A 23,412-nucleotide genomic window follows, 5' to 3' on the forward strand; every position below is an offset into this window, starting at 1 on the left:
TGATAAATCTTTATAAATATCTCTGGGAGAAAATCCCTGTCTTTTAGGCGGAGGTTTAAGTTTAATGCTTTTGTGTCCTTTGTGTTCCTTGTGGTTGATTTTTTTCAACACGAAGCACACAATGGTTAAGCAAAATCCAGCTATAGTCTCTAATGTTGGATGAATCTTTTTCGGCTTTAGCCGAAACAAAACCCCTCGGTTTTTAACCGATAGTAGGTTAGTCTGGCCTTATGATTTGGATTATTGTTGACCCTCTTTCTCTTTTATTTTTTCTTCCAGATTTTCCAATGGTATATTTTTCCAGTTTTGTTCATTTTCAAATTGATACCGCAAGAAATCATCTGTGTCGTTTATCCTCAATTTTTCATTTTTCTTTTTGGTGATTCTTTGGAAAAGTTCTGTAAATGTATTGAAAGCTAGATTTTGGGAAACGGATATCCCGTAGGTTGCGACGTTTCGGGACAGGGAAAGTGAGGTGAAGGTATTGAAATTGTTTCGGTTATAAATCCGCAGTCTGTACCTGCCATCTTGTGTAAGCAAGTATTCGGCTTGCCAATCTCCGGCGATGCTGTTGATGTCGGCATGTCCCTGCAAATCCGTAAATCCGCCATCTCTTGTTACTCGGAGCCTACCATCCAAGAAAGTATAGGCTACCCGCAACTGAAAAGTCTCCAGTGCGCTTTGATCCAAAGTAGCCAAATCTATGTCAACTTCAAGATTTTGGTCGACTTGGGAAATGAAACTGTTCAGCTGCGAAGAAAGCAATTGGCTGAGGTTGGAACTGGCGATGTTGCTTACTCCACTGAATTGCCCTTCTGGTGAAAATGACCGCATCATAATGACAGAGAATACCTGTCGGTTTTTCTCTTGTTCATCGTTAGCAATCCGATTCTTGAATGCCGAAATGTAAGTTTGGATATTTCCCTCCGGGAATTCTGTGAAGTCAAAATCAAATGCTATATCCGGACTCAAAATATTGCCTTTCAAGTCCATGATCACTTTCAGTGGCCACCTTCTTCTGAGCTGTGGGTCATCGAGATCCGTCCCGTTGGTGGTTCCTGTCTGGAGGTTCTGGAGGGAAACACTCTCTTGATAGGTCGCCCTCAGGTCCATCACGCCCTCATAGGGATCTCCAAACCAAGAGATTCTTCCTCCCGGCTGTACGACAAACTCACGTCTGATGATGTTGTATAGGGAAAAGTTGTACTTCGCCTCGGTTATTTCATAATTCCCCGACATGGAGAAGTTGCCTTGGGTATCAATATTCAAAGTCAATACACCTCGTCCCCTTCCTTGGATGTTCTCCCCTGTCCTTGGGTCGATTTGGATTTCCGTATAGGCATCTGGAGTGACATCCAAGACAAAGTTCATCCTGACATTGTTGATGGCCAACTTTTCAACAGATTCATCTGTAGATTTTACCCTGGTGGTATCTCTGACATTGATGATGTTGATAAAGTCTTCCTGTGCCTGCACATTGTTGGAACCAAAAGGGATAAATATCCTGGTGTTGGGCTGTGAAGTTGCCCGCGCATTGATGTCAAGGTTGTTGGCTGCCCCAAAGATGTTCAATGTGCCGGTAACATAGGCATTTCCATAAAACAATTCATTGTCTCTGGCAGTAGTGTTCAGGACTTGGAAATTTTCCAGATTTGAAGAAATATCAAGGATGAAATCATTGAAGTTGTCGTGGGAAACACCTCCCCGCATCCTTGCGGTATTTCCATTGACATCTTTGAGGGTGAGTTCCCTAAAGCTGATTTCATTGGACCCAAATACTAAATTTCCATCTACGGTATAGAAAGTGTTGAGGTAATTGATTTTCAAAGTACCTCCATTGACCCTTCCATTTCCAATGACATTTGGTGCTGAAAGGCTTCCCTGAATGCTCAAGTCCCCGCTGATAGTTCCTCCCATTTGCGTGAGGTAATCCGAAAGGAATGGCTCCAGAACTGACAGGTTTGCTTCCCGCAATTCAGCTCTGAGGGAGAGTTCTTCATTTTTGTTGTTGAGGAATCCATTGAGCCCGATCACTTTTTTTCCCTCCCGTAAGTTGTTTAGCTCCAAGTTGATTTTATCATCGGACAAATAGGTCGAGGCATCAATATTGCCAACAAGAAAATTATTGATTTCAAAATCGCTGATATTGATGTTCCCATTGACACCCAATACACCATAAATATCATTCAGTGCAAATAATCCATTGGCGGTCCCCTCAAATTCCTTGATACTTAGGGTATTGAAAAAATCCAGGTTGACATCTTTGATTTGGAGTGCCAATATTTGTTCAGGATCAGGAGAAATGTTCCCATTGAGGGAGATGAACTGGTTTTCATTGAGCAATTTGATATTGTCAAATTCTATCAGATTATTTGATATTGTGATTTGGTTGTCCTCCTCAAATCTCCAGATTTTATCCAAAATCTTCAACTCCGACGGCTCTAATACAACTGAGGTGTGGTCCGGGAAAATCTGTATTTCTAAACTTAGGTTAAAATAGCTCTGGGAACTCAATTGCTCTTGGTTGTAGGTCAAATCAATTTTTGATTCATCCCAAATAGCTTCAATCCCAAGGTTGTTGAAAGTCAGTCCGTTTGTCAATACCTGCTGTTTGGAAAGGATATAGAAGGAAGCCAATACCTCTTGGCTATTCGCGAGTTTGGAGGTATTGAAGTCCAAGTTGGTATCGAAGAAGAAATTTCCATCATAATAGATGGAATCAACACTGGAAAAAAAGTTGAATATGGTATTGGTGGGTGTTTGGTAAAAGGCACCTTCTATGATGGTGTTTTTGGAAATGGAGGCTTTTGGCTCGACAAGGTTGATCAAGGGATTGATGTCAATAAAATTCAGGTTGATGTCAATACTATATGGCTCGACACCGGCTCCGCTATTTGCTTGTTTGGGTTCTGGTGAATTGGTCAGTATAGCCCAATATTGCTTGCTGAGCATCTCCACATCCTGGATCAATTCCTTCACCTTAAAATCGCCGGAGATACCGGCTACCAAGTAATCGGAATTCAGTGAGACCAACCGAGATTCGTCTGTAAAGAGTGATTGGAAGAAGAAATTGTCAACAAACATATTTCTGCCTTCATAGCTCAAGTTGATATCACTAAACCTTGCTATTCCCTCTACATCATCCAGCGTGATCCCTTTGGTGTCCAGGTCTACTTTGCCGCTGACGAATATGTCCCTGTCCAGGATATTCAGTTCTTTGAGGAATGCTGTGTCTACCTGTGCATTGAGCCTGATGGAATCTTTGTTGTCTCTCAAGTCTAGAATCCCATCAAAATTCGCTTTTAGATACTTGTCGTTTACTTTCAGTTTCCCACTGAAGAGGTCTTTTCCAAAAGTCGCATTGCTTATTATATTGCTATAGTTATAATTGTTGATCCCCAGTTTTTTGATGTTCGCATCCACTTGCAAAAGCGCACTTTCCAAAGTCAATCCAGTCCCTCTAATCTGGCCTGTCAAACTTACTTTTTGAAAATTCTCTTTGTCTTCCAGGAGGATTCCCAAGTCTAAATCACGTAACTCCACCCGGCCATTATAGGTAGGTCGTCTGTTGTCGAGTCTGTAGTTTAACCTTCCGATTATTTGGCCTATTCCTGTCCTGAAATTACCGTTGGCAGTAAAGTGGTTGAGGTAACCCGAAAAGTCTGTGTCAAACCTTATATCACGGAATTTATCCACTTCTTGTCTTGCTTCCTGACTGATATAGGGAGACAGATCTGTACTGTTCAAAATGGAGTTTTGCAAAGACATTTCGAAAAAAGTGTTGCTGATATCAGGTAAGCCCTGAATGTCAAATTTACCAAACAAGGCACTCCTTTGGCCAAACCTTATAAGCAATTGTTCTGAAGCCAAATCATTGACATGGCCTACTATGTCGCCACTCAGTGTGATCCGGTCTTCGAAGTTGGGGATTTGGTCGGAGAAATACTTCAGATCCTTGATGTCCAATGTAGATTCACTCAATCTTGCAAGAAGCTGTACTTCTTCATTGAAATTCGACAAAGCTTTGACAGACTCAAAACTGAACTTGAGGTAATCCTTGATCTCAGTTTGGTTTGACTTCAAGTACAATTCATCAAACTCCATAAAAGTAGGGGCATAGGTGAATTTAGTCTTCAATTGCTGGATGACAATCCCTGAAGTAATCTCTATTCCCCTGAGGAAGTTGGTCTGGAAGCCAATCTCTCCTTGGAACGTGTAGAAATCATCGGCATCAGCGAGTAGGTCCCTAAACCTGAGTTTGTTGTAATCAAATCCTCCTGTGACGGGGATTGCAGCATAATTGATGATGTCCAGCGAAGTTTCTTCCAAGAAGATATTGCCAATACTGAATTTCACATCTTTTTTGTCCGCTTTGGCTTGCGGCAGCATTCCGTTGATTTGGTTGAAGAATTCAGTGATATTCAAGTCTTCTGCCCCTTCATGTCCTATGATGCGGACGTTTCCATTGAATAACTTGATCTGGTCCAAACTTGGATTTTCTCTATCCATTAAGCCTTTTAGGGAGAAATCTATGTATACTTCTTCCAGATTGACCATTAAGCTGTCATATTGGTCATATATGGTGACATCTTTCAGACTGACAGCATCCCACCATCTGATTTTGACTTTATCGATAGAGGTGTTGAAGCCTGTATTTTCGGTAATGTAACTTGTGAGAATCCGTGTCACCCGGGTTTGGATGGCAGGTACCTGCAATGCAAGCACAAAAAGTAACAGTCCCAAAATTAGGAAAAGTACTGTCCTGAGGAGCATTTTTAAGGCTTTCAGTATTTTTTCCGTAACTTTCGACTTCTTTTCCAAAGGGGTTGTACAATGAATGTAAATATTCTGGCCATAGAATCATCATGTGATGAAACATCGGCATCTATAATATCAAATGGCAAAATACTTAATAATATTGTCGCTACGCAATCGGTTCACGAAAAATATGGTGGAGTTGTTCCAGAATTGGCCTCCAGGGCACATCAGCAGCATTTGATCCCTGTGGTCCATGAAGCCATTGTTTCTTCTGGAATTGATAAAAATGCGCTGACAGCTGTAGCCTTCACAAGAGGGCCTGGCTTGATGGGCTCTTTGATGGTAGGGGTTTCGTTTGCGAAGTCCTTTGCTTATGCCTTGGACATACCCCTGATTGCGATCAATCATATGGAAGCGCATATATTGGCCCATTTTATCGATGAGCCAAAGCCCAGTTTTCCCTTTATCTGTTTGACTGTCAGTGGTGGACACACGCAGTTGGTTTTGGTAAGAGATCATCTTGATATGGAAGTGATTGGCGAGACGATGGATGATGCAGTAGGGGAAGCTTTTGACAAGACTGCAAAATTGCTGGGATTGCCTTATCCCGGAGGACCGTTTTTGGATAAATATGCCAAAGAAGGGAATCCAAAAGCCTACCAGTTTCCTATTTCGGATATGCCTGATCTTACCTTCTCATTCAGTGGTATCAAGACGGCCGTGTTATATTTCCTGAGGGATCATTTGAAGGATAATCCACAATTTGTGGAGGATAATCTGGCTGATATTTGTGCATCAGTCCAGTATACTTTGATCAAAACCCTCATGCAAAAGCTCAAAAAAGCTGCAAAGCAGTACAAGATCAAAGAAATCGCAATAGCTGGTGGGGTATCTGCAAATTCCGGGTTGAGGGATGAGTTGGAAAATCTGTCCAGCCAATTGGGATGGAAAGTGTATATTCCAAAATTCGAATACTGTACCGATAATGCAGCGATGATAGCCATGGCAGCACATTACAAGTATCAGAAGGGTGATTTTTGTGGATTGGATGTCAGTCCGGAAGCAAGGATGAAAATTTGATTATAAAGTGAAAATTGATAATGGATTTTTTTTAAAAGTTATTTGCAAACTCAATTTCTTCTTTATTTTGGAAATTAAAATGAATTAAGTATGGTTTTTTTTAATAAAGAATACAAAGATTGGTTGGTGGAGCTCAAAAGTAGAATTCGATCTGCACAAATTAAAGCGGCTGTAACGGTAAACAGTACAATGATAATGTTTTATTGGGAGCTAGGTGAAATGATTTGTGAAAAACAAACAGCTTATGGGACAGGATTTATACCTCAACTTTCCAAGGACCTACAAGGTGAGTTTCCCAACATGAAAGGGTTATCTGCAAGAAACTTGGCTTTTTGCAGGCAATTTTATCAATGGTATGCCTCTTCAAATTTGCAACAGGTTGTTGCAAATTTGAAGAGGCATGAACTTGAAAGAATCCCAAATATAGAAAATGATCAAATAAATTTAGTTAAATATTATGTGTCACAAATTCCTTGGGGACACAATATTTACATTTTCACTAAATCAAAAAATATTGAAGAGGCTCTATTTTATATCCAACAAACTATTGAAAACAATTGGAGTAGAGATATCCTAGACCTTCAAATCAAATCGAACCTATACAAAAGACGGGGTAAATCAATAAATAATTTCGAACAGACTTTGCCTGAACCATTGTCAGATTTAGCGAACCAAACTCTAAAAGATCCATATATTTTTGATTTTTTGAGTTTGGATATTAGGTATAGAGAAAGAGATATAGAAAAACAATTGGTGCAACACATCAGTAAATTTTTGCTTGAGTTAGGTAAGGGATTTGCTTTTGTTGGAAATCAATATCATATACAAATGTCTGATAATGATTATTATATTGATTTACTTTTTTATCATACTAAATTAAAATGTTATGTGGTTATTGAATTGAAAAACACTAGGTTTATTCCTGAGTTTGCAGGAAAGTTGAATTTTTATCTTTCAGCAGTGGACAGTTTGATAAAAGACGAGTCAGACAACCCTACAATTGGGATTTTGCTGTGCAAAGACAAAGATAATATTGAAGCTGAATTTGCACTAAGGGATATTAATAAACCGATGGGAGTCAGTGAATTGGAATTGGTTGAGAATCTTCCGGAGAATTTGAAAAGCAGTTTGCCTAGTGTCGAAGAATTAGAGCAAGAATTGAATAAATTAGAAGGGTAAGAAAAAACTTTTGAATCCAGATTCAATTTATAACGTGGAAAGGATATAACTTAAATCAGGATAGGGGACCTTGAGATTGCCAGTGGAATTGTTCAAATTCAGTTGTCATGAAACCTAGAGAATTAAAAAGAAAAAACAAAAATGAACAAAAAACCTAAGTTTGATAAAATCATCAACATCAAAAACAAAAAAGCAAGCCATGAATTTGAGTTTGTGGAGAAATTCGTGGCAGGCTTGGTTTTGCGGGGTACTGAGATCAAGTCAATCAGGGAAGGCAAGGTTTCTTTGACTGAAGCTTATTGTTTTTTCAGAAGTGGTGAGTTGTATATCAAGCAGATGCATATTGCCCCATACAGCATGGCGGCCAGCTACAACCATGATGCTGTCAGGGAAAGAAAACTTTTGCTTAGCAAAAAAGAACTTGATAAATTAGAAACCAAATTTGCTGAGAAGGGACTTTCCATCATTCCAGTTCGTATATTTATAAACGACAAGGGATTGGCAAAAATGGAAATAGCTTTGGGTAGAGGCAAAAAACTCCATGACAAACGAAATGATATCAAGGAGAAAGACCTGAAGAGAGAACTAAGTAAACTGGCATACTAAACAATTCTATCACATAGCATGTTTTTTGGTCAGTTTGGTATAATCAACTGAATATGGAAAAACGTGTTTTGGTATTGAACTTGGATCATTCCCCCGTAGCTGTAGTGACAGTTCAAAAAGCCATGGTACTCACATTTTTGGAGAAGGTCAGTTGCTTAAGTTTCTACGAATCACATTGTATCAGGACAGTAGACCGTGTCTATAAATATCCCGCTGTCATCCGGCTCAATGAATATAAGAACATTCCCTTCAGAGGCGTTTTGCTGAATAGAAACAACCTTTTTAAGCGTGATGGAGGTGAATGCCAATATTGTGGCTCCAGAAAAAACCTCACTATCGACCATGTGGTCCCAAGATCCAAAGGAGGGAAAACCAACTGGACCAACCTGATCACTGCCTGTCACAGGTGTAATGTGGCCAAAGGGGACAAAACTCCAGAGCAAAGTGGACTGGTTTTGAGGAGCAAACCTTTTAAACCAAGTCTTTCTTTTTTCTTGGCTGAATATGCAGAGAGGCAGGCGGAGGAATGGCTTCCTTTTTTGGGTGTAAAAGCATGCTGATTTCCCCTTTTGGAATAGTTATTGACTTGATATCTGAAAATATTTAAGGCCTTGTTGAAAAATTCAGATAAATCCCAGTTAAGTTCAAAAGTCGTCTTGGGCTTTGTATTGGCTATACTTTTGGTTTTTAGTGTAAGTGTAGTCACTTACATTAGTATCAAGAATCTATTGGAAACGGTGGAAAGCCTTTCCGAGCCAAACGAAAAGTTGAGGCAACTCAATGGTTTGATGGCGGATGTTTACCTATTGGAGATGTCCAAAGCCAACCGGACTTCTGATAAGGACTCTACTTTCAATGAAGCTTACGAAAGGTTGGTAAAGCGATTGAATTGGTTGAATGAGTCGGCAGACAACGAGTCCGAGGTAGAAAGTTTCCAAAAAATCAACATCAATATTCAGGAACTGCTGATCTCCTATGCAGGATTGGAGGAGGTCAGGTACAGATTGACCAACCGGAGCTTTAGCCAAGAGGCACTCAAAAGCATAGAAATCAAACTCCAAAGACAACAGGAATCTTCCAAAATGGATTTTTTGGACAAACTCAAGCCGAGAGACCTGTTTGGGAATTTGGATAGTATAAGGCTTTCAAATAGGGTAAATGTGGAACTTGATAAAAGTGATGAATTTTCATCGCTTGTAGAAGAGATGGAGGCATTTAACCAAGATAGGGCTGTGGGCGGTGGGGACAAGGAAGCCGATTCGGATTCGATCTTGACAACATTGAAAAAAATGATGACTGAACTTTTTAAAGATGAACAGCAGCTTCGGGAAAATTTCATCAACCTGGAGACCAATTTGCAAGCAAAAAATGAAGAGGTGTTTTCTGAGATCCAGAATTTGATCAGTAGCATTCAGTTGAATTTGTTGATAGAATCCAGATCCCAAAATGAGTCAGCGTATAATTTAACCTATACCGTATCGATAGTTTTGGGAGGATTGGTGTTTTTGGGAGTCATTGGGTCATTGGGATTTGTTTTTAGTTTTTTGAAAGAGGTCAAAAAGGCCAATATCTACAATGAAAAATTGGAAGAGGCAAAAAAATATTCCGATAATCTGGCCAAGGCCAAACAGGATTTTTTGGCAAATATGAGCCATGAGATCAGAAATCCACTTCATGCGATTCAGGGTTTTCAAAAGGAGTTGGAAAAATCCCCCATGAATGCAGATCAACAGGATTTTGTGAAGATGATTGGTTTTGCATCCAAAACCTTGATGGGGGTGGTCAATGATATATTGGACTTCTCAAAATTGGAGGCAGGCAAGATAGAAATTGAAAAACAACCTTTTGATGCCAATAAGCTGTTTTTGGCGGTCAAAAGTTTTTTCAGCTTCAAAGCTGAGGAGAAAAAACTCGGCTTCAACTGGACCATTGACCTCCCAAGAGAAAAAATGCTTGTCGGTGATGAGCTCAGGATCAACCAAATTTTGAACAATTTGATTTCCAATGCCATCAAATTTACTTCTGAGGGAGAGATCAAGGTAGGCTTGAGCTGTCAGGATAATATACTCAAGATCGTGGTGCAAGACACTGGGATAGGTATGGGGGAGGAGCAGCTGAAGAATGTCTTCAATGAATTTAACCAAGCCGATTCGTCCATCACCAGAAGGTTTGGTGGGACTGGATTGGGACTTTCCATTGTGAAAAAACTGGTGGATCTTCAATCTGGGGATATAAAATTGGAAAGCGAAGTCCAGAAAGGGACTAGGATTGAAGTTAGTATACCTGTTGAAGTGGAAGAGGTCTCCAATGTTGAAGTATTGGAAGAAGAATCGCATACATTTTCCCTGGATGGCTTGAAAATCCTCGTCGTAGATGATGATAAAATCGGACTGAAGTTGATCAAACTGATCCTGGAAAGCAATGGTGCGGAGGTATTGGATTATAGTGGGGGGGTAGATTTTAGGGATACCTATGAATCATTGCCATTTGACCTTGCTTTTATTGATATACAGATGCCAGAGGTCAGTGGTGTGCAGGTGTTGGACTTGATCAAAAATGAGCATCAAAATACCGACTCCAAAATTTTGGCAATGACGGCAAATGTATTTGCGAACGAACAGGAAAAACTTATCCAATCAGGTTTTGATGCGATTTTGTTGAAGCCATTTGATGAGGACAAAATCATCAATCTTATTGGTGAAATTATGGGCTTGCAAAGAGGTGTTTCCAATAACATAAAATCCAAAAATCAAATTAAAGCCCATGACCCCATTGATTTGAGTGATTTGAAGAGGTTTTGTATGGGGGATGAGGAGTTGCTGTTAGAAATCATTTCGGATTATATAGGACAAACGGAAAAAGATATCCAAAACCTGACAAGTGCCTGTGGCCAGATGGATTATGGTCAGATAAGGGAAATAACACATCAGCTTTCCAGTAGATTGGGTCAGATAAAAGCCCAGCCTTCAGGGTTGGCAAAAGAAATCGAAGTATCCATAAAGGAAGGAAGACTCGAAGGGGTAATGGATCAAGTCAATCAACTCATTCCCAAAATCCAACAGGTTTTGGAACAGCTCTCGGATTATACCGAGCTATCCAAATAGATCAATCCAAACCATATTTGCCCATTTTGTTGTAAAGGGTTTTTCGGTCAATTCCCAAGGTCTTGGCAGTTTTGGATTTGTTGAATTTGTTTTCCAAGAGTGCCTTTTCTATCAACTGTTTCTCTTGGGAGGCCAAATCCACTTTCAGCTCCTCTACATCTTCCTTTATTTCGGTTTTCGCCGGAGCTATCAGTTCATTGGGGATCACGTCTAGTTCTATCGTATCTTTTTGGGTCAGCAGAACCGCCCTTCTGATGATGTTTTTCAGTTCCCTTAAGTTGCCAGGCCATGGATATTGTAGAAAAACCTCCTCTACTTCCGGAGAGAATGACTGGATGTTTTTATTTAATCTCAAATTGCTACCTGAAAGGAATTGGTTGGCAAAAAACATCAGATCCTCTCTTCTTTCCCTTAAAGGCAAGGCTGTCAGTGAAAATTCATTCAGCCTATGGTACAGGTCTTCCCTAAATGTACCATCTCCGGCTTGGTCTATGAGCTCTTCATTGGTGGCAGCGATGATCCTCACATCAATACCGATTTCTTGGGTGCCGCCGATTTTCCTGATTTTCCTTTCCTGGATGGCACGCAAGAGCTTTATTTGGATATCATATTCCAAGTTGCCTATTTCGTCCAGGAATATCGTACCGCCCTTGGCGGATTCAAAATGCCCAGTCCTATTGTCCATTGCACCCGTGAAGGCCCCTTTTACATGGCCAAAAAGTTCACTTCCAGCCAATTCTTTTGACAGGGCGCCACAATCTATGGCAATGAATGGAGAATTGCTTCTGTTTGATTTTTCGTGGATTCTCTTGGAGATAAACTCTTTACCTGTGCCTGTTTCGCCAAGCACAATCACACTTAATTCCGTCGGCGCTACGATATTGATGTGCTCTTCCAATTTTTTGGAGGCAGCGCTTTTTCCTATAATATACTCATCTGGGGCAATTGGTTTGGAAACGGGGTCTTTTGAAAGCTTTACTTTATCTGCATGCAATGCTTCCTGCACGGTGTGAAGCAATTCATCGGGATTGATTGGTTTGGTGATGTATTCAAACGCCCCCATTTTCATGGCTTTGACCGCAATCCTGATATCGGAATAATTGGTGATCAAAATAACTTCAACCCCATTGTTCAAAACCTTCACCTGCTTGAGGACCTGGAGTCCAGTGCCGTCAGGAAGCCGAAAATCCGTAATGACCAAATGGATGTCATTGTTTTTGATGATATAATCTACATCAATAAGTTTGGTACAGGAAAAGACTTTGAAATTATTCTTCTCCAGAAAGTTTTGTATTATCCTAGAATATGTCAAGTCGTCTTCGACGAGTAAAATATTTTTCATTTAAAAGCGCTGAATTCCCACACAAGCTAACAAAAAAATAAGGTATTGGAAAAATTCCAATACCTTAAAAGTAAATTTATTTAGATTAAAATAAATTATTTTTTGGTGGTTTCTCTAATTTCCTTACCATCAGCGTCATATTTTTTGACCAATTCCTCACCGGCGTTGTCAAATTTCACTTTGTAATAGATGGCACCTTCTTCACTCGTTTGTTGCCAAGCCTCAGAAATTGTCAGACTTGCTGTTTCTGGGTTTTGCGCAATGGTCTCTTTCACAAGTTCAGGAAGATTTTCTGGATCTACTTTCACTTTTTCTTGTTCTTGGATCATTATTTGAACCGCTTCTGTCTCAGATACAGTTGATGTTGCAAATACTGGGGCTGAAGCCATTCCCAAAAACAAAAGAGCTGGAATGATAAATTGAGTTTTCATGGTTTTATTGGTTTTAGTTAAATAAATAGTTTATTGAACAAATGATCAAGGATAATAAAATCTGCTTTCGAGTTCGTTGGAATAGAAAGTTTCCGCCGAAAATCCAATATTGTCGAATTTCTTTTTTTGGTAGCTGTTATAACATGCCACGGTGATGATTAGAAACTGGACAAACAAAGCTGATATTGTAATTATCTTTTTCATTTGATAACATATATGAAAAGACAATGCCAAAACAATAAATGGCTTGTATTCGCTTGAAATAGCATATATTCTTTCATGACTGTAGAGAAATTCCCCACTTTGTGTTTACTTTTTTTCACATATTGGGAATATTTGATAATATATTGATATGGGCAATCAGCCAATGATTTTTCAAAAAAACACCACAATTTGAAACCAAGGTGAAATACCTTCTTTATTCTTCTAAAAAAGAGCTAACTTTGCCAGCTCAAATATAACTTTCGCCCAACCCAATGAGTGATCAGATCAAACATGAATGTGGGATAGCCTTGATCAGGCTTCGAAAACCCCTCCAGTATTATATCGATAAGTACGGGTCTCCTTCTTATGTTACCAACAAGCTTTATATTCTGATGCAAAAGCAGATCAATAGAGGTCAGGATGGTGCAGGCATTGCGAATATTAAGATTGATACAAAGCCGGGGACAAGATACATCAGCAGGTACAGGTCAATAGAGCCACAGGCTGTCAATTTTATCTTTGATAAAATTCAAAAGAAACTCAAGAAAGCAAAAAAATTGGGTGGGGAGCAAGTTTTGTATGATGCCGATTGGCTAAAGGAAAACGTGGCTTTCACCGGTGAAGTTTGGCTGGGCCACTTGAGATATGGAACCCATGGTGAAAACAGTATAGAGACCTGCCATCCGTTTTTGAAACAAAACAACTGGAGAAGTAGGAACTTGGTCATGGCGGGAAATTTCAACATGACCAATGTAGAGGAATTGTTTAGCCGTTTGGTGGAATTGGGTCAGCATCCGAAGGAAAAGACAGATACAGTTACTGTCATGGAAAAAATCGGCCATTTTTTGGATGAGGAGAACCAGAGGATTTTTGATAAATACAAGCAGAAATATACCAATGAACAAATCACTGCGGTGATTGAGGATGAGTTGGACGTAGCCAGGATATTGAGAAGGTCTTGCAGAGATTTTGATGGGGGCTATGCCATGGCGGGTCTTATCGGCAACGGTTCCAGTTTTGTAGTGAGAGATCCTTCGGGTATAAGGCCAGCCTATTATTATGCCGATGACGAAATCGTAGTAGTAGCTTCCGAAAAACCGGCTATCAAATCAGCTTTCGATATTGATTACAAGGAAATCAAAGAGATCCAGCCTGGCTGTGCATTGGTAATCAACAAAGACGGAAGTTTTGGCGAATATGAAATCATGCCAGCCAGAGAGAAGAAATCCTGCTCCTTCGAAAGGATCTATTTCTCAAGGGGTACTGATCCAGGGATTTATAGGGAAAGAAAGCAGCTTGGGAAAGCACTGATTCCGCAAATCCTCAAAGCAATCGACTTTGATCTAAAGAATACCGTGTTTTCCTATATTCCAAATACGGCAGAGACGGCTTTTTTGGGTATGATTGAAGGATTGGAGGATTATTTGAGTGCAAAGAGAAAGGAAGTGTTGTTGGAAGGGAAGCCCCATTTGGAGGATTTGGAAGAATTGCTGCACTTCAGGCCAAGGGTAGAGAAGTTGGTGAGCAAAGATGTCAAACTCAGGACATTTATCACCAATGATTCAGATAGGGATGCCATGGTCGCCAATGTCTATGATACGACTTACGAGGTAGTGAGATCCGGAATTGATACTTTGGTTGTCATTGATGACAGTATCGTCAGGGGAACTACCCTTGAGAAGAGTATCCTGACGACTTTGGACAAATTGAACCCCAAAAGAATTGTCATAGTATCTTCGGCACCGCAGATCAGGTTTCCTGATTGCTACGGCATCGACATGTCGAAAATGAAAGAATTCATCGCATTCAGGGCGACTATGGAGCTGTTGCAGGAAAGAGGGATGTCCGGATTGGTAGATGAAATCTACAACAATGCCAAGTCTGGCAATGTGATGGATGTGAACTATGCAAAAGGGCTTTACGAACCATTCACAGATCAGGAAATCTCCGATAAAATTGCCGAAATCATCACTTCGGACAATATCAAGGCAGAAGTGAAAGTGATATACCAAACTGTTGAGAATTTGCACAAATCATGCCCAGAGCATCTGGGTGATTGGTACTTCACCGGAGACTTTCCCACACCGGGAGGGATGCGGGTAGTAAACCGCGCATTTGTGAACTTCATAGAAGGAAAAACAGTGAGGGCTTATTGATTTCATTAATGTAGCAAGCTGGGGAGACTCGTCTTTACGTCTTGAGGAGAAGATTTTAGCTTGGTGTTTCTTGTGGTTAAGATTTATACCATCAAGTGTACCAAGGTTTCATAAGGTGCAGTATTTGACTGATTTTGGAAGGGACCTTTGGTATAGGCTATAGCCAATTATAGTATTTGGAATCAAAAAAGTAGCGGGTGAAAGCCCGCTACTTTTTTGTGGTACCAGATTGGGGTAGAAGGAAGTTTCCCACTTACCTCAGCCCGTTGATTACCTCCAATAGTTCATCTGGATTGATGGGTTTGGATACAAATGCATCGGCACCTTTGTTGATTGCTTGGGCCGCTACATCCTGATCTCCGTATCTGGTGATCAAGACTACTTTTGAATCCTTGTTTCCCGATTTCAATTTTTCCAATATCTCAATCCCTGTCATATCAGGTAACCTATAATCCAGAATGGCAAATTCAAAACGGTTCAGTTCCATCAACTCCAAGGCATCACGCCCATTTTGGGCATCCATGACCTGAAAGTTGTTTTTTGACAAAAACCGGGTGAGTAGTTTACAAAAAACCACATCATCTTCTACAATTAAAATTTTATTACTCATGGTTATTGGTTTGAGGTGGTAAAATATGATTTAGATTCGCTTTGACCAAAAGTTTGAATTGCATTTTGATCAATGGCATATACAGCCATGGTACTTTGGACAAAACCCTTGATAAGTTCATCCACGCCAAGACCTAGCTGACCGAAATTTCTGACATCAAACAGCATCAACCTTTCATCGGCGTAAGACCAGCCATCTTCCCCTTTTATGGAGAGGTTGGTGCCATAGACTTCCCAGGAATTCATGTCCTCTGGAAGCTCTTGGTTCAGAGGGAACCTTGATTTTCTTGAGTATACAGCCAAAGGCCTCATGCCTTCTGAAGTGGCGTGCATCATCAGGCGTAGGTCAAATGCAAAACTTCTGCCTTTGCTGTCAGGAATGGTACCCACGTGATACCATGACTTGTTGGGGTCAAGCCCCTTGCTATAATTGCTGTGGATCAATTGCTGTACTAAATAGTCGTCCTTTGGATCGATTTCAGATTTGGCATGTTCCAGTTCCTTTTTGTTCACTACTGTATATACACCTTGGCCAGCATTCGAATCCGGTACTTTGATCACCATGCTTCCACCCAAAATCTCGAAATATTTGTCAAGCTCTGAGTATTTCACTTTTCTGTAAGTGTCAGGTGTAAATATTCCAATGCCCTTATCCCTAAATTCCTCATTGAACCTATCGTAGGCAGCACTCGCTACTTCTTTGTTCCTGCCCCCGGCCAAACAGGCTTCGATGGGGTTGAGGAGAAGTGTTTTTGGGTTTTTGGGGATTCTTGTCCATGGTTCTTGGGTGACGTATCTGAAAGCCGCCCTTATTTCCACCCATTCTTCCTTTTCGTTTTTGACATGCATTTTCCCATCAGTAAACTTGACGGGTGGATCTTGATCGTCCTTGTCAAATTTTGCAAGAAAAACATCCTCACCAAAAACATCAGCCACAGTAGCAGCGTATCCAATGTTTTCCATTGGGTTTTTGTCATAAATCACGGCAAGTGCACCTTTTTCACCGTGCGCATCAACCATTGGTTTGAATGTCTGTTCGATCAGGCGTTTATACCCACCTTGCTCCACATTCAGATCCAGTAGGGGCATGGACTTCTGTCCAGACGGGCAGCTGTTTGTTTCGATGACTGTCAAGCGTCGATTCCCCTCATGGTTCGTGACATGCATCAGGTCAGTTCCGGCCCATCTGAAGTATTTTGGCTGATAAGCCATGATGTTTTTGATGGTCTCGGGATCACTTTGTGGATTCAGTCTATGGTACCGCTCTACCATCTGCTCATGCGTGAGGTTCAGAAAGTAGGATACCAATGGATGGATGTTTGAATTCAAAACCCTTGGATACCAATGGTCGGTAGGCTCAAAATCACCAGGCTCTACCAAATGTACGTTCTTCGAAATGGATAATTTCATATGTTTATATTTTTTTTCTTTAATGATCACCCCGATTGGTCGGGACAGGTTATGGAATCTCACACCTGCGGTAGGCAGGCTAGATTTCATATAAGTTGATTTAAATGAATTTCTGTTATGGTATACTCAGCTACTAAGTTGTATGCAGCTTAATTTTAAATATTTTGATTGTTCTTTGTCGAATGGTAGACAGCAGCTTCCAGAAATACCATTCTTAGGATATTTGGAGGGGCTGTCTTTCGTCAAAAACAGGGGTTATACTCTGATAAGGTTTTCGACTATCCCCCAGTTTTTCCAAAGCATCAAGACCCCACTGAGAACCATGCTAGCTACTACTATCTGCCTGAAGAAATTATCGGATATCTTTGCAAGAATCAACTTGCCAAAATATACTGCAACCATCGAAGTCACACCGATGATGATTCCAAACTTCATGACTTCTCCGGTAACATAGCCATAGTATGCATAACTGATGATTTTGGTGGCATGAAGTAAGATTGCATTGGCAGACCTTGTCCCAAGAAGGGATTCTTTGCTGATCCCGTAGTTGAGGTAAGCAGAATTCATCAATGGCCCAACACCTCCGATAAGTCCAGAAAGAAATGCGACCACAAGTCCCATAGGTGCAAAATGCCAAGCTTTGATTTTGAAGGAGCTTTTCTTTTTTTGTTTGAATTGGAAAATGGTGGAAACCAGTAGAAGCCCAATCAATATCTGCAGGTAGTCACTGGACATGCTTGCAAAAAGACTGGCCCCTAGGATAGAACCTACAATGGTAGATGGGAATAACCAAGCAAATAGTGTCCAGTCTATGTGTTTCCAAAAGAGTGCTACCTTAGATGTGCTACTCATGCCTATACTAATTGCCATCACTGGTGCCACTGCTTTCACACCTACCACGATTGCCACCAAAGGCATCAATAACAAACTTGCACCACCACCTGTGAGGGTACTCAATATAAATATGACGAATGCGCCAATTATCACTAGAATCAATTGCATAAATAAATCTTTTGTTGTCTTTTTACAGTTGGGTTTGGGTATCTAATGATGAAAATCCCCAAACATTTTGTGAATCGAGGCTACCAAAGAAAATTCCGTACCAAATCCTGAAGGGGACTGAAGTCATTTGTGGCATGGAAGGAAGTTGAGGTGTGGAGAATTTTCCCATATTGTGGAGTCAAATGAAAATTTTAAAAATATAGAAATATGAATGTAGATGTAGCTTTATTGAAGCAAATCTGTGAAATAGCCGGTGCGCCGGGTTTTGAGAAAAGAGTGAGGGATTTGGTGGTTGAGATAGTGAGTCCGATGGCTGACGAGGTTATTTTGGACAATTTGGGGAATGTGATAGTTGTTAAAAAATCTAAAAAAAATCCAGATGCAAAAAAGGTGATGGTTGCTGCCCATATGGATGAGATTGGATTTATCGTAACCCATATTGATGACAATGGCTTCGTAAGATTTCATACCCTTGGGGGATTTGATCCGAAGACATTGACCGCACAGCGTGTAATTATCCACGGGAAAAAGGATTTGGTAGGGGTAATGGGGTCCAAACCCATCCATGTCATGTCTCCAGAGGAAAGGACGAAGCTTCCCAAAACCACTGATTTTTTTATAGATCTGGGAATGAAAAAAGAGGAAGTGGAGAAATTCATTTCAGTGGGAGATGCCATTACCAGAGATCGTGAATTGATCGAAATGGGGGATTGTGTCAACTGTAAATCCATAGACAACAGGGTAGCTGTCTATATATTGATAGAGACTTTGAAAACCATCAAAGATCCAGCGTATGATCTTTATGCAACCTTTACTGTTCAGGAGGAAGTAGGCCTGAGAGGTGCAAATGTAGCTGCGCATAGTATCAATCCCGATTTTGGGATCGCTCTGGATACTACCATCGCATTCGATGTGCCAGGTGCGCAAGCACATGAAAAAGTCACCGAATTGGGAAAAGGTACTGCCATCAAAATCATGGATGCGATGACGATCTGTGATTACAGAATGGTGGATTTTATGAAAAAGACTGCTGACCAAAACCAAATCAAGTGGCAACCTGAGATTCTAACAGCTGGTGGTACAGATACTGCGGGAGTCCAAAGGATGGGGAAACAGGGAGCTATCGCCGGGGCTATCTCCATTCCAACAAGACATTTGCACCAGGTGATAGAAATGGCACACAAAGAAGATATAGTCAATAGTATATTGCTTCTGAATGCCTGTCTGGAAAACCTGGATCAATATGATTGGAAGCATTGAGTTGTAGTAAATGGGGAAATCGCTTTTTAACACGTAATCTTCGAGGGTTTAAACCTCATCACCTTGGTCGGTGTCCCCACCGACCAATCCACCTAAGTAGGACAACCCTCGAAGGGTTCCTCACTTTGAATTTGTTAAAAGCGATTTCCCTGGTTTTATTTATGCGATTATCCCCAATTGTGCAGGGTTGGGTTTGGGGTTATTCCGCAAACTCAAGGATATCTCCGGGTTGACAATCCAAGGCTTTACAGATAGCCTCCAGGGTGTTGAAACGGATGGCTTTTGCTTTTCCTGTCTTGAGAATGGAAAGATTTGAGAGTGTTATATCCACTTTTTCGGAAAGCTCATTCAATGACATTTTTCTTTTGGCCATCATTACATCCAAGTTTACGATTATTGGCATGGTTCAGATGGTTAGTTCGTTCTCAGATTGGATCTCCAAACCTCTATTGAATACCCGGCTGATAGCATAGACGATGATTCCCATTAGAAGGTATTCAAATGCACCTCCGGTATTGCTCCATAATTCTGACAGCTCAAAACCTCTTTTCAGAAGCCATTTGAAATATCCATTGGTGATGATAAGGAGCAATGCGATTTGGATTGCAACCTGGCCAATCTGCGAAATCAATTTGGATATTTCTTTGCTGAATGGGTGCATCAGGTTGATTTTTAGGAATATCCTGATCATCAGGTAGAAAATGAATGCCTTAAGTCCCGTGATGACCAAGATGAGTGAAAGTACACTGATGTAATGCCAGAAGTTTTGTTCCAGCAATGTTGATAGATCCAAGCCTTCATAGAGGTTCTGTGCCACCAAAGGGTTGAATAGGCTGTAAATGAAGTTGAACAGTACAGCTCCTGTTTTGATACATAGACCGATAAATACAGACCAGATCACAATAGTGATCAACATCAGTCCGGGTTGTGTCTCCCATTTTTTCTTCCATTCCATAGTTGTTGAATTTTTGTTTATGCAATATTCAATAAAAATTTATTGAAAAACAATAAATAAAATGAAATTTGAGAAGGAAATCAAAAACTCTATGGTCTTTGCTTTATTTTCTAATTGTGGTAGTTGAATAAAAGTTGGTTTAGTTTTATATAAAGAACATAGAAAAAATGCTTTTGAACTTTTATTGAATGAGGGTTACAGATCCACTTACTATATTGGACATTTGTATACCATCTTTAATATAGACATACTCAACTTTATATGGATAAGTTCCATCAATGATACTCTTACCATTATATGTTCCATCCCATCCGTCGCTTCCTGAGTATATTAATTCCCCCCATCTATTATAGATATACATTTTGAAAGTAAGTGGACAGTCTGATATTGGATCAAAGAGTTCGGATTTTGGTCTTAAACCAGTTGGGAGTCTTACAGCAGGATCAGCTTCAGACATGGATATTGCAGAGCTTGTTTCACACCCATTAGCGTCTCTGACTATTAGCGTGTAATTGCCAATAGGTATATTAGACAAGGTCTGACTTATAGTATTATTACCTTCCCAAGTATATTCATAAGGTGGGGTCCCTCCAGTAGCTATTCCTGATATTTGTCCAGTAGATTCGTCTGGACAAGTAAATTTGTCAATCTCAAAATTCACAATCAATGGATCTGGAGACTCGACAAAAAAGCTATAGAGAGTAGCGCATTCGTTGTTGTCATATATCAATATTTCATGGTTTCCAGAACTTAGATTCTGAATGATCCACTGATTATTTTCAAATTTGGCATCTTCAATAGCTAGCCTAAATGGACCAACCCCATCATGGATTTCTAATATGTGTACACCATCATTGCTGTCATGACAACTCGTTTGAATTGTGGATATTGGCGAGACCACCATGATTGGACTTGCGTTGATTTTAAGATCGTTCAAAAATATTTGACAGCCATTTTGATCCGATATAGTAACGGAATAGAGACCTGGGGCTAAGTTTGAAGCTCGATTACTATTGAGGCCAGGGATTTCGTGCCATCTATAGTTGTAAGGTGGTATGCCTCCAGATACTGAAATTTCTATTTCACCTTGATTTTCACCATTACAAAATTGATCAGCTATGGAAATGTTTTCGGATACTAAAGGTTCCCAGATGTCGACAATTAAAGGGTTTGAGGTCCCCTCACAAGATTGGTTGGAATCACTGTATTCTTGATACCAAATTTCTCCTACAATACCTGGAGTAGACCAACTTACTTCAACAGTGGATAGATCGTCTTGAGATACTATTTCACCCCCATTGATATACCATTTATAACTTCTACCTGACACTACTTCGGCCACTGTATATTCATATAATACTGATTCTTCAAAACAGATTGCTTCATATCCTATAGGAGGTTGGGGTTCTAATTTTTCCAAAATCCTGACACTATACTCTATCGTGTCACCAGGACACCCCAGCGGAGAAAATGGTATTGCTTTGATCCATGCTTCATCATTTGTTTCTCCCCAGTTCACAGTAACGGTATGATCTTCAATGTCACTGATTCTTCCACCTGATACGAGCCATTCTACTCTTTCAAAATTTTGATAAGAATCAAAAACATAGGTTAAATATTCTATATCTGGGCAGGAAATTGCTGGGCCAATAATATTGCCTAGCAAGGAGTCTACCGTCAGTTCAAAATAAATGTTTTCTTGGTCGTCGCAGCTTGAAGGGCTAATCGAGGCTGTGACGATCACATCGTATACCCCCGGTGCATCAAAAGTATGAGTGACAGATTGACCTTCTTTCACTTGAGAACCATCTCCAAAATCCCACAGAAAATAAGTAAAAGCATCATCTGAAGCTTCTATAGTCCATGTGCCCTCTACATTTAAGCAAGCAACCTTATCTCCAATTACTTCAAAATCATATTCACTATCAATTTCAAAATCCAAATTGTCAAAATTTGCACCTAGAGCAAAGCCATATGAATCTAAATTTCCAAGGCCATAAACGTATCCAATAAACCCTTCCGGGTTGGTAAGGTGATAGTTGGTTTCTTCCAAATCAATTCTTGCGTAGGAATACTCTGGATTAAAAGGAACGGGATCGAATTTTCCTCCAATATTCTCTCCATTCAGGATGGTTAGACCTGCCGAAGCTGTTTTGGTGATCAAGTTTAGGTGGTGGTAGGGGATATTACTTCTATTTGTGAATGGTCTAAAGTAAGACTCGAAAAGCAATTGATCATTTGCTTGGTAAGTAGTCATAAATGGATCACCAATATTTGGTGTGGGACCAGTGCTGTTACACGATTGGCTTCTAGAAAAAACAGTTACAGATATGGGGTTATTGCTGTTGATTGAGGCGGTTTGGTTAGGTCCAATCAATAATGAAACATAGCTGGCTGCTTGATTAATATTGTATATATCCCCATTCACTTCCACTTGTGTATTGGGCTGGGAAGCCACTATTTTCAATAATTCACCCGAGTTTCTTTGAGATAGAGAAATGTGTGTGTAGGCTGTTCCCCAAGTGCTTGTGGGATATATTTGTTGAAATAAATGATCATTTTGTTCTCCACAATTGCCTACGGCAGTCCATTTGTTACCGCCAAACACTGCAATATTGTTACATTCTGAAGCCGTATCTCCAATGACTCTCACTCTGGTCCCTGTGAGGTCATTGTTTTTCAACACCTGATAGGTTTCGCCTGCATTGAGTTCGATGGTAAATGGGGCAGGGAATGGTTGTCCATCGGTACCTCTAGCATACTGGATTTCGATTTTTGTATTGTCTTCGACGGCAATGATCAGCATTGCGCTTTCATTGTTCATATTTTGCCCATCTGTAGTCTCGGAACCAGACACGATTTCGAAATGTGAGGTAATATAATAATCCTTGCCTAGACTTGTGGAAGGTAATATAATCGTACCGTCAGTGCTTCTGTAATTTACAGTTCTTTCGTTGAATGCATGAACACTGATCTTCCCCGAAGCATGTATGTAGATACTCTTACTTTGAATCATTTCACTATTTCTATGTAATGCATCAAATTCGTCAAATACATAGGTGAAATTCTCGCCTAGCTCCAGTTCGAAAGGAACAATCACTCCGTTATAAATGATTTCGCCAGTAGTGGGTTCATAGGCTGTGATTTGTACAGAACCCACATCCATGGATCCTGGGCTCCCATTATTAGCCATATACCCAACCCAAAACTCCTTTCCAATCGTAGGGAATTGGGCATAGGACTCGACTATGGTTAAAAGAAATATTGATATTAATAAACAAATATTTTTCAATTTATTTAGTTGTTTTAAGTGTTT

At 40.2% G+C, this 23,412-nt stretch carries 17 protein-coding genes; 7 read left to right on the forward strand and 10 right to left on the reverse strand.

Annotated elements, in window-relative coordinates; genetic code table 11:
- Positions 1-240: 240 nt before the first annotated feature.
- Positions 241-4,773 (reverse strand): translocation/assembly module TamB domain-containing protein, encoded by a 4,533-nt coding sequence (locus tag ACFSKL_RS07905; protein WP_376885400.1) that lies wholly within the window; start codon positions 4,771-4,773, stop codon positions 241-243.
- Between the two features lie 60 nt (positions 4,774-4,833).
- Here ACFSKL_RS07905 and tsaD point away from each other — a divergent pair, with 60 nt between their 5' ends.
- From tsaD to ACFSKL_RS07930, 5 genes are all read left to right on the forward strand, one after another.
- On the forward strand, positions 4,834-5,838 hold the full coding sequence (gene tsaD / locus ACFSKL_RS07910) for a tRNA (adenosine(37)-N6)-threonylcarbamoyltransferase complex transferase subunit TsaD (protein ID WP_376885105.1): 1,005 nt from the start codon (positions 4,834-4,836) through the stop codon (positions 5,836-5,838).
- 90 nt (positions 5,839-5,928) lie between these two features.
- Positions 5,929-7,017 carry a PDDEXK nuclease domain-containing protein gene (locus tag ACFSKL_RS07915; protein WP_376885108.1) on the forward strand — a complete coding sequence of 363 codons (1,089 nt, stop codon included), beginning with the start codon at positions 5,929-5,931 and terminating at the stop codon, positions 7,015-7,017.
- Between the two features lie 141 nt (positions 7,018-7,158).
- Complete coding sequence (gene smpB / locus ACFSKL_RS07920) at positions 7,159-7,623, forward strand: SsrA-binding protein SmpB (RefSeq protein ID WP_376885110.1); 465 nt, start codon at positions 7,159-7,161, stop codon at positions 7,621-7,623.
- A gap of 53 nt (positions 7,624-7,676) precedes the next feature.
- Positions 7,677-8,183 (forward strand): HNH endonuclease, encoded by a 507-nt coding sequence (locus tag ACFSKL_RS07925; RefSeq protein ID WP_376885112.1) that lies wholly within the window; start codon positions 7,677-7,679, stop codon positions 8,181-8,183.
- A gap of 54 nt (positions 8,184-8,237) precedes the next feature.
- On the forward strand, positions 8,238-10,727 hold the full coding sequence (locus ACFSKL_RS07930) for an ATP-binding protein (protein ID WP_376885114.1): 2,490 nt from the start codon (positions 8,238-8,240) through the stop codon (positions 10,725-10,727).
- A gap of 1 nt (position 10,728) precedes the next feature.
- On the opposite strand, the gene ACFSKL_RS07935 is transcribed toward ACFSKL_RS07930, so the two are convergent.
- The 3 genes from ACFSKL_RS07935 to ACFSKL_RS07945 all read right to left on the reverse strand — a co-directional run bounded on the left by ACFSKL_RS07935 (position 10,729) and on the right by ACFSKL_RS07945 (position 12,704).
- A complete protein-coding gene (locus ACFSKL_RS07935; protein ID WP_376885116.1) occupies positions 10,729-12,069 on the reverse strand; it encodes a sigma-54-dependent transcriptional regulator in 1,341 nt (446 codons plus the stop codon).
- A gap of 95 nt (positions 12,070-12,164) precedes the next feature.
- On the reverse strand, positions 12,165-12,500 hold the full coding sequence (locus tag ACFSKL_RS07940) for a hypothetical protein (protein ID WP_376885118.1): 336 nt from the start codon (positions 12,498-12,500) through the stop codon (positions 12,165-12,167).
- A 45-nt stretch (positions 12,501-12,545) separates the two neighbouring features.
- Complete coding sequence (locus ACFSKL_RS07945; protein ID WP_376885119.1) at positions 12,546-12,704, reverse strand: hypothetical protein; 159 nt, start codon at positions 12,702-12,704, stop codon at positions 12,546-12,548.
- Between the two features lie 272 nt (positions 12,705-12,976).
- Between ACFSKL_RS07945 and ACFSKL_RS07950 the strand changes: the two genes are divergently transcribed.
- Positions 12,977-14,860: an amidophosphoribosyltransferase gene (locus ACFSKL_RS07950; protein ID WP_376885121.1), complete on the forward strand. Its 1,884-nt coding sequence runs from the start codon at positions 12,977-12,979 to the stop codon at positions 14,858-14,860.
- Positions 14,861-15,113: 253 nt separating this feature from the next.
- Here the strand turns inward: ACFSKL_RS07950 and ACFSKL_RS07955 are convergent, their stop codons facing one another.
- The 3 genes from ACFSKL_RS07955 to ACFSKL_RS07965 all read right to left on the reverse strand — a co-directional run bounded on the left by ACFSKL_RS07955 (position 15,114) and on the right by ACFSKL_RS07965 (position 17,881).
- Positions 15,114-15,470, reverse strand: coding sequence for a response regulator (locus ACFSKL_RS07955; RefSeq protein ID WP_376885123.1), 357 nt, complete (start codon positions 15,468-15,470; stop codon positions 15,114-15,116).
- A gap of 2 nt (positions 15,471-15,472) precedes the next feature.
- Positions 15,473-16,969: an ATP-grasp domain-containing protein gene (locus ACFSKL_RS07960; protein WP_376885125.1), complete on the reverse strand. Its 1,497-nt coding sequence runs from the start codon at positions 16,967-16,969 to the stop codon at positions 15,473-15,475.
- 165 nt (positions 16,970-17,134) lie between these two features.
- On the reverse strand, positions 17,135-17,881 hold the full coding sequence (locus ACFSKL_RS07965; protein ID WP_376885127.1) for a sulfite exporter TauE/SafE family protein: 747 nt from the start codon (positions 17,879-17,881) through the stop codon (positions 17,135-17,137).
- A gap of 207 nt (positions 17,882-18,088) precedes the next feature.
- Between ACFSKL_RS07965 and ACFSKL_RS07970 the strand changes: the two genes are divergently transcribed.
- Entirely contained in the window at positions 18,089-19,141 is a 1,053-nt protein-coding gene (locus ACFSKL_RS07970) for a M42 family metallopeptidase (protein ID WP_376885128.1), read from the forward strand.
- Positions 19,142-19,340: 199 nt separating this feature from the next.
- Here the strand turns inward: ACFSKL_RS07970 and ACFSKL_RS07975 are convergent, their stop codons facing one another.
- The 3 genes from ACFSKL_RS07975 to ACFSKL_RS07985 all read right to left on the reverse strand — a co-directional run bounded on the left by ACFSKL_RS07975 (position 19,341) and on the right by ACFSKL_RS07985 (position 23,388).
- On the reverse strand, positions 19,341-19,544 hold the full coding sequence (locus tag ACFSKL_RS07975) for a helix-turn-helix domain-containing protein (protein WP_376885130.1): 204 nt from the start codon (positions 19,542-19,544) through the stop codon (positions 19,341-19,343).
- A 3-nt stretch (positions 19,545-19,547) separates the two neighbouring features.
- The gene (locus ACFSKL_RS07980) at positions 19,548-20,096 is read right to left on the reverse strand and encodes a DUF2975 domain-containing protein (protein WP_376885132.1); all 549 of its coding nucleotides are present in this window, start codon (positions 20,094-20,096) and stop codon (positions 19,548-19,550) included.
- Between the two features lie 181 nt (positions 20,097-20,277).
- On the reverse strand, positions 20,278-23,388 hold the full coding sequence (locus ACFSKL_RS07985; RefSeq protein ID WP_376885134.1) for a PKD domain-containing protein: 3,111 nt from the start codon (positions 23,386-23,388) through the stop codon (positions 20,278-20,280).
- Between the last annotated feature and the right edge of the window lie 24 nt (positions 23,389-23,412).

The organism is Belliella marina, assembly GCF_042682445.1.
GTDB lineage: Bacteria > Bacteroidota > Bacteroidia > Cytophagales > Cyclobacteriaceae > Belliella > Belliella marina.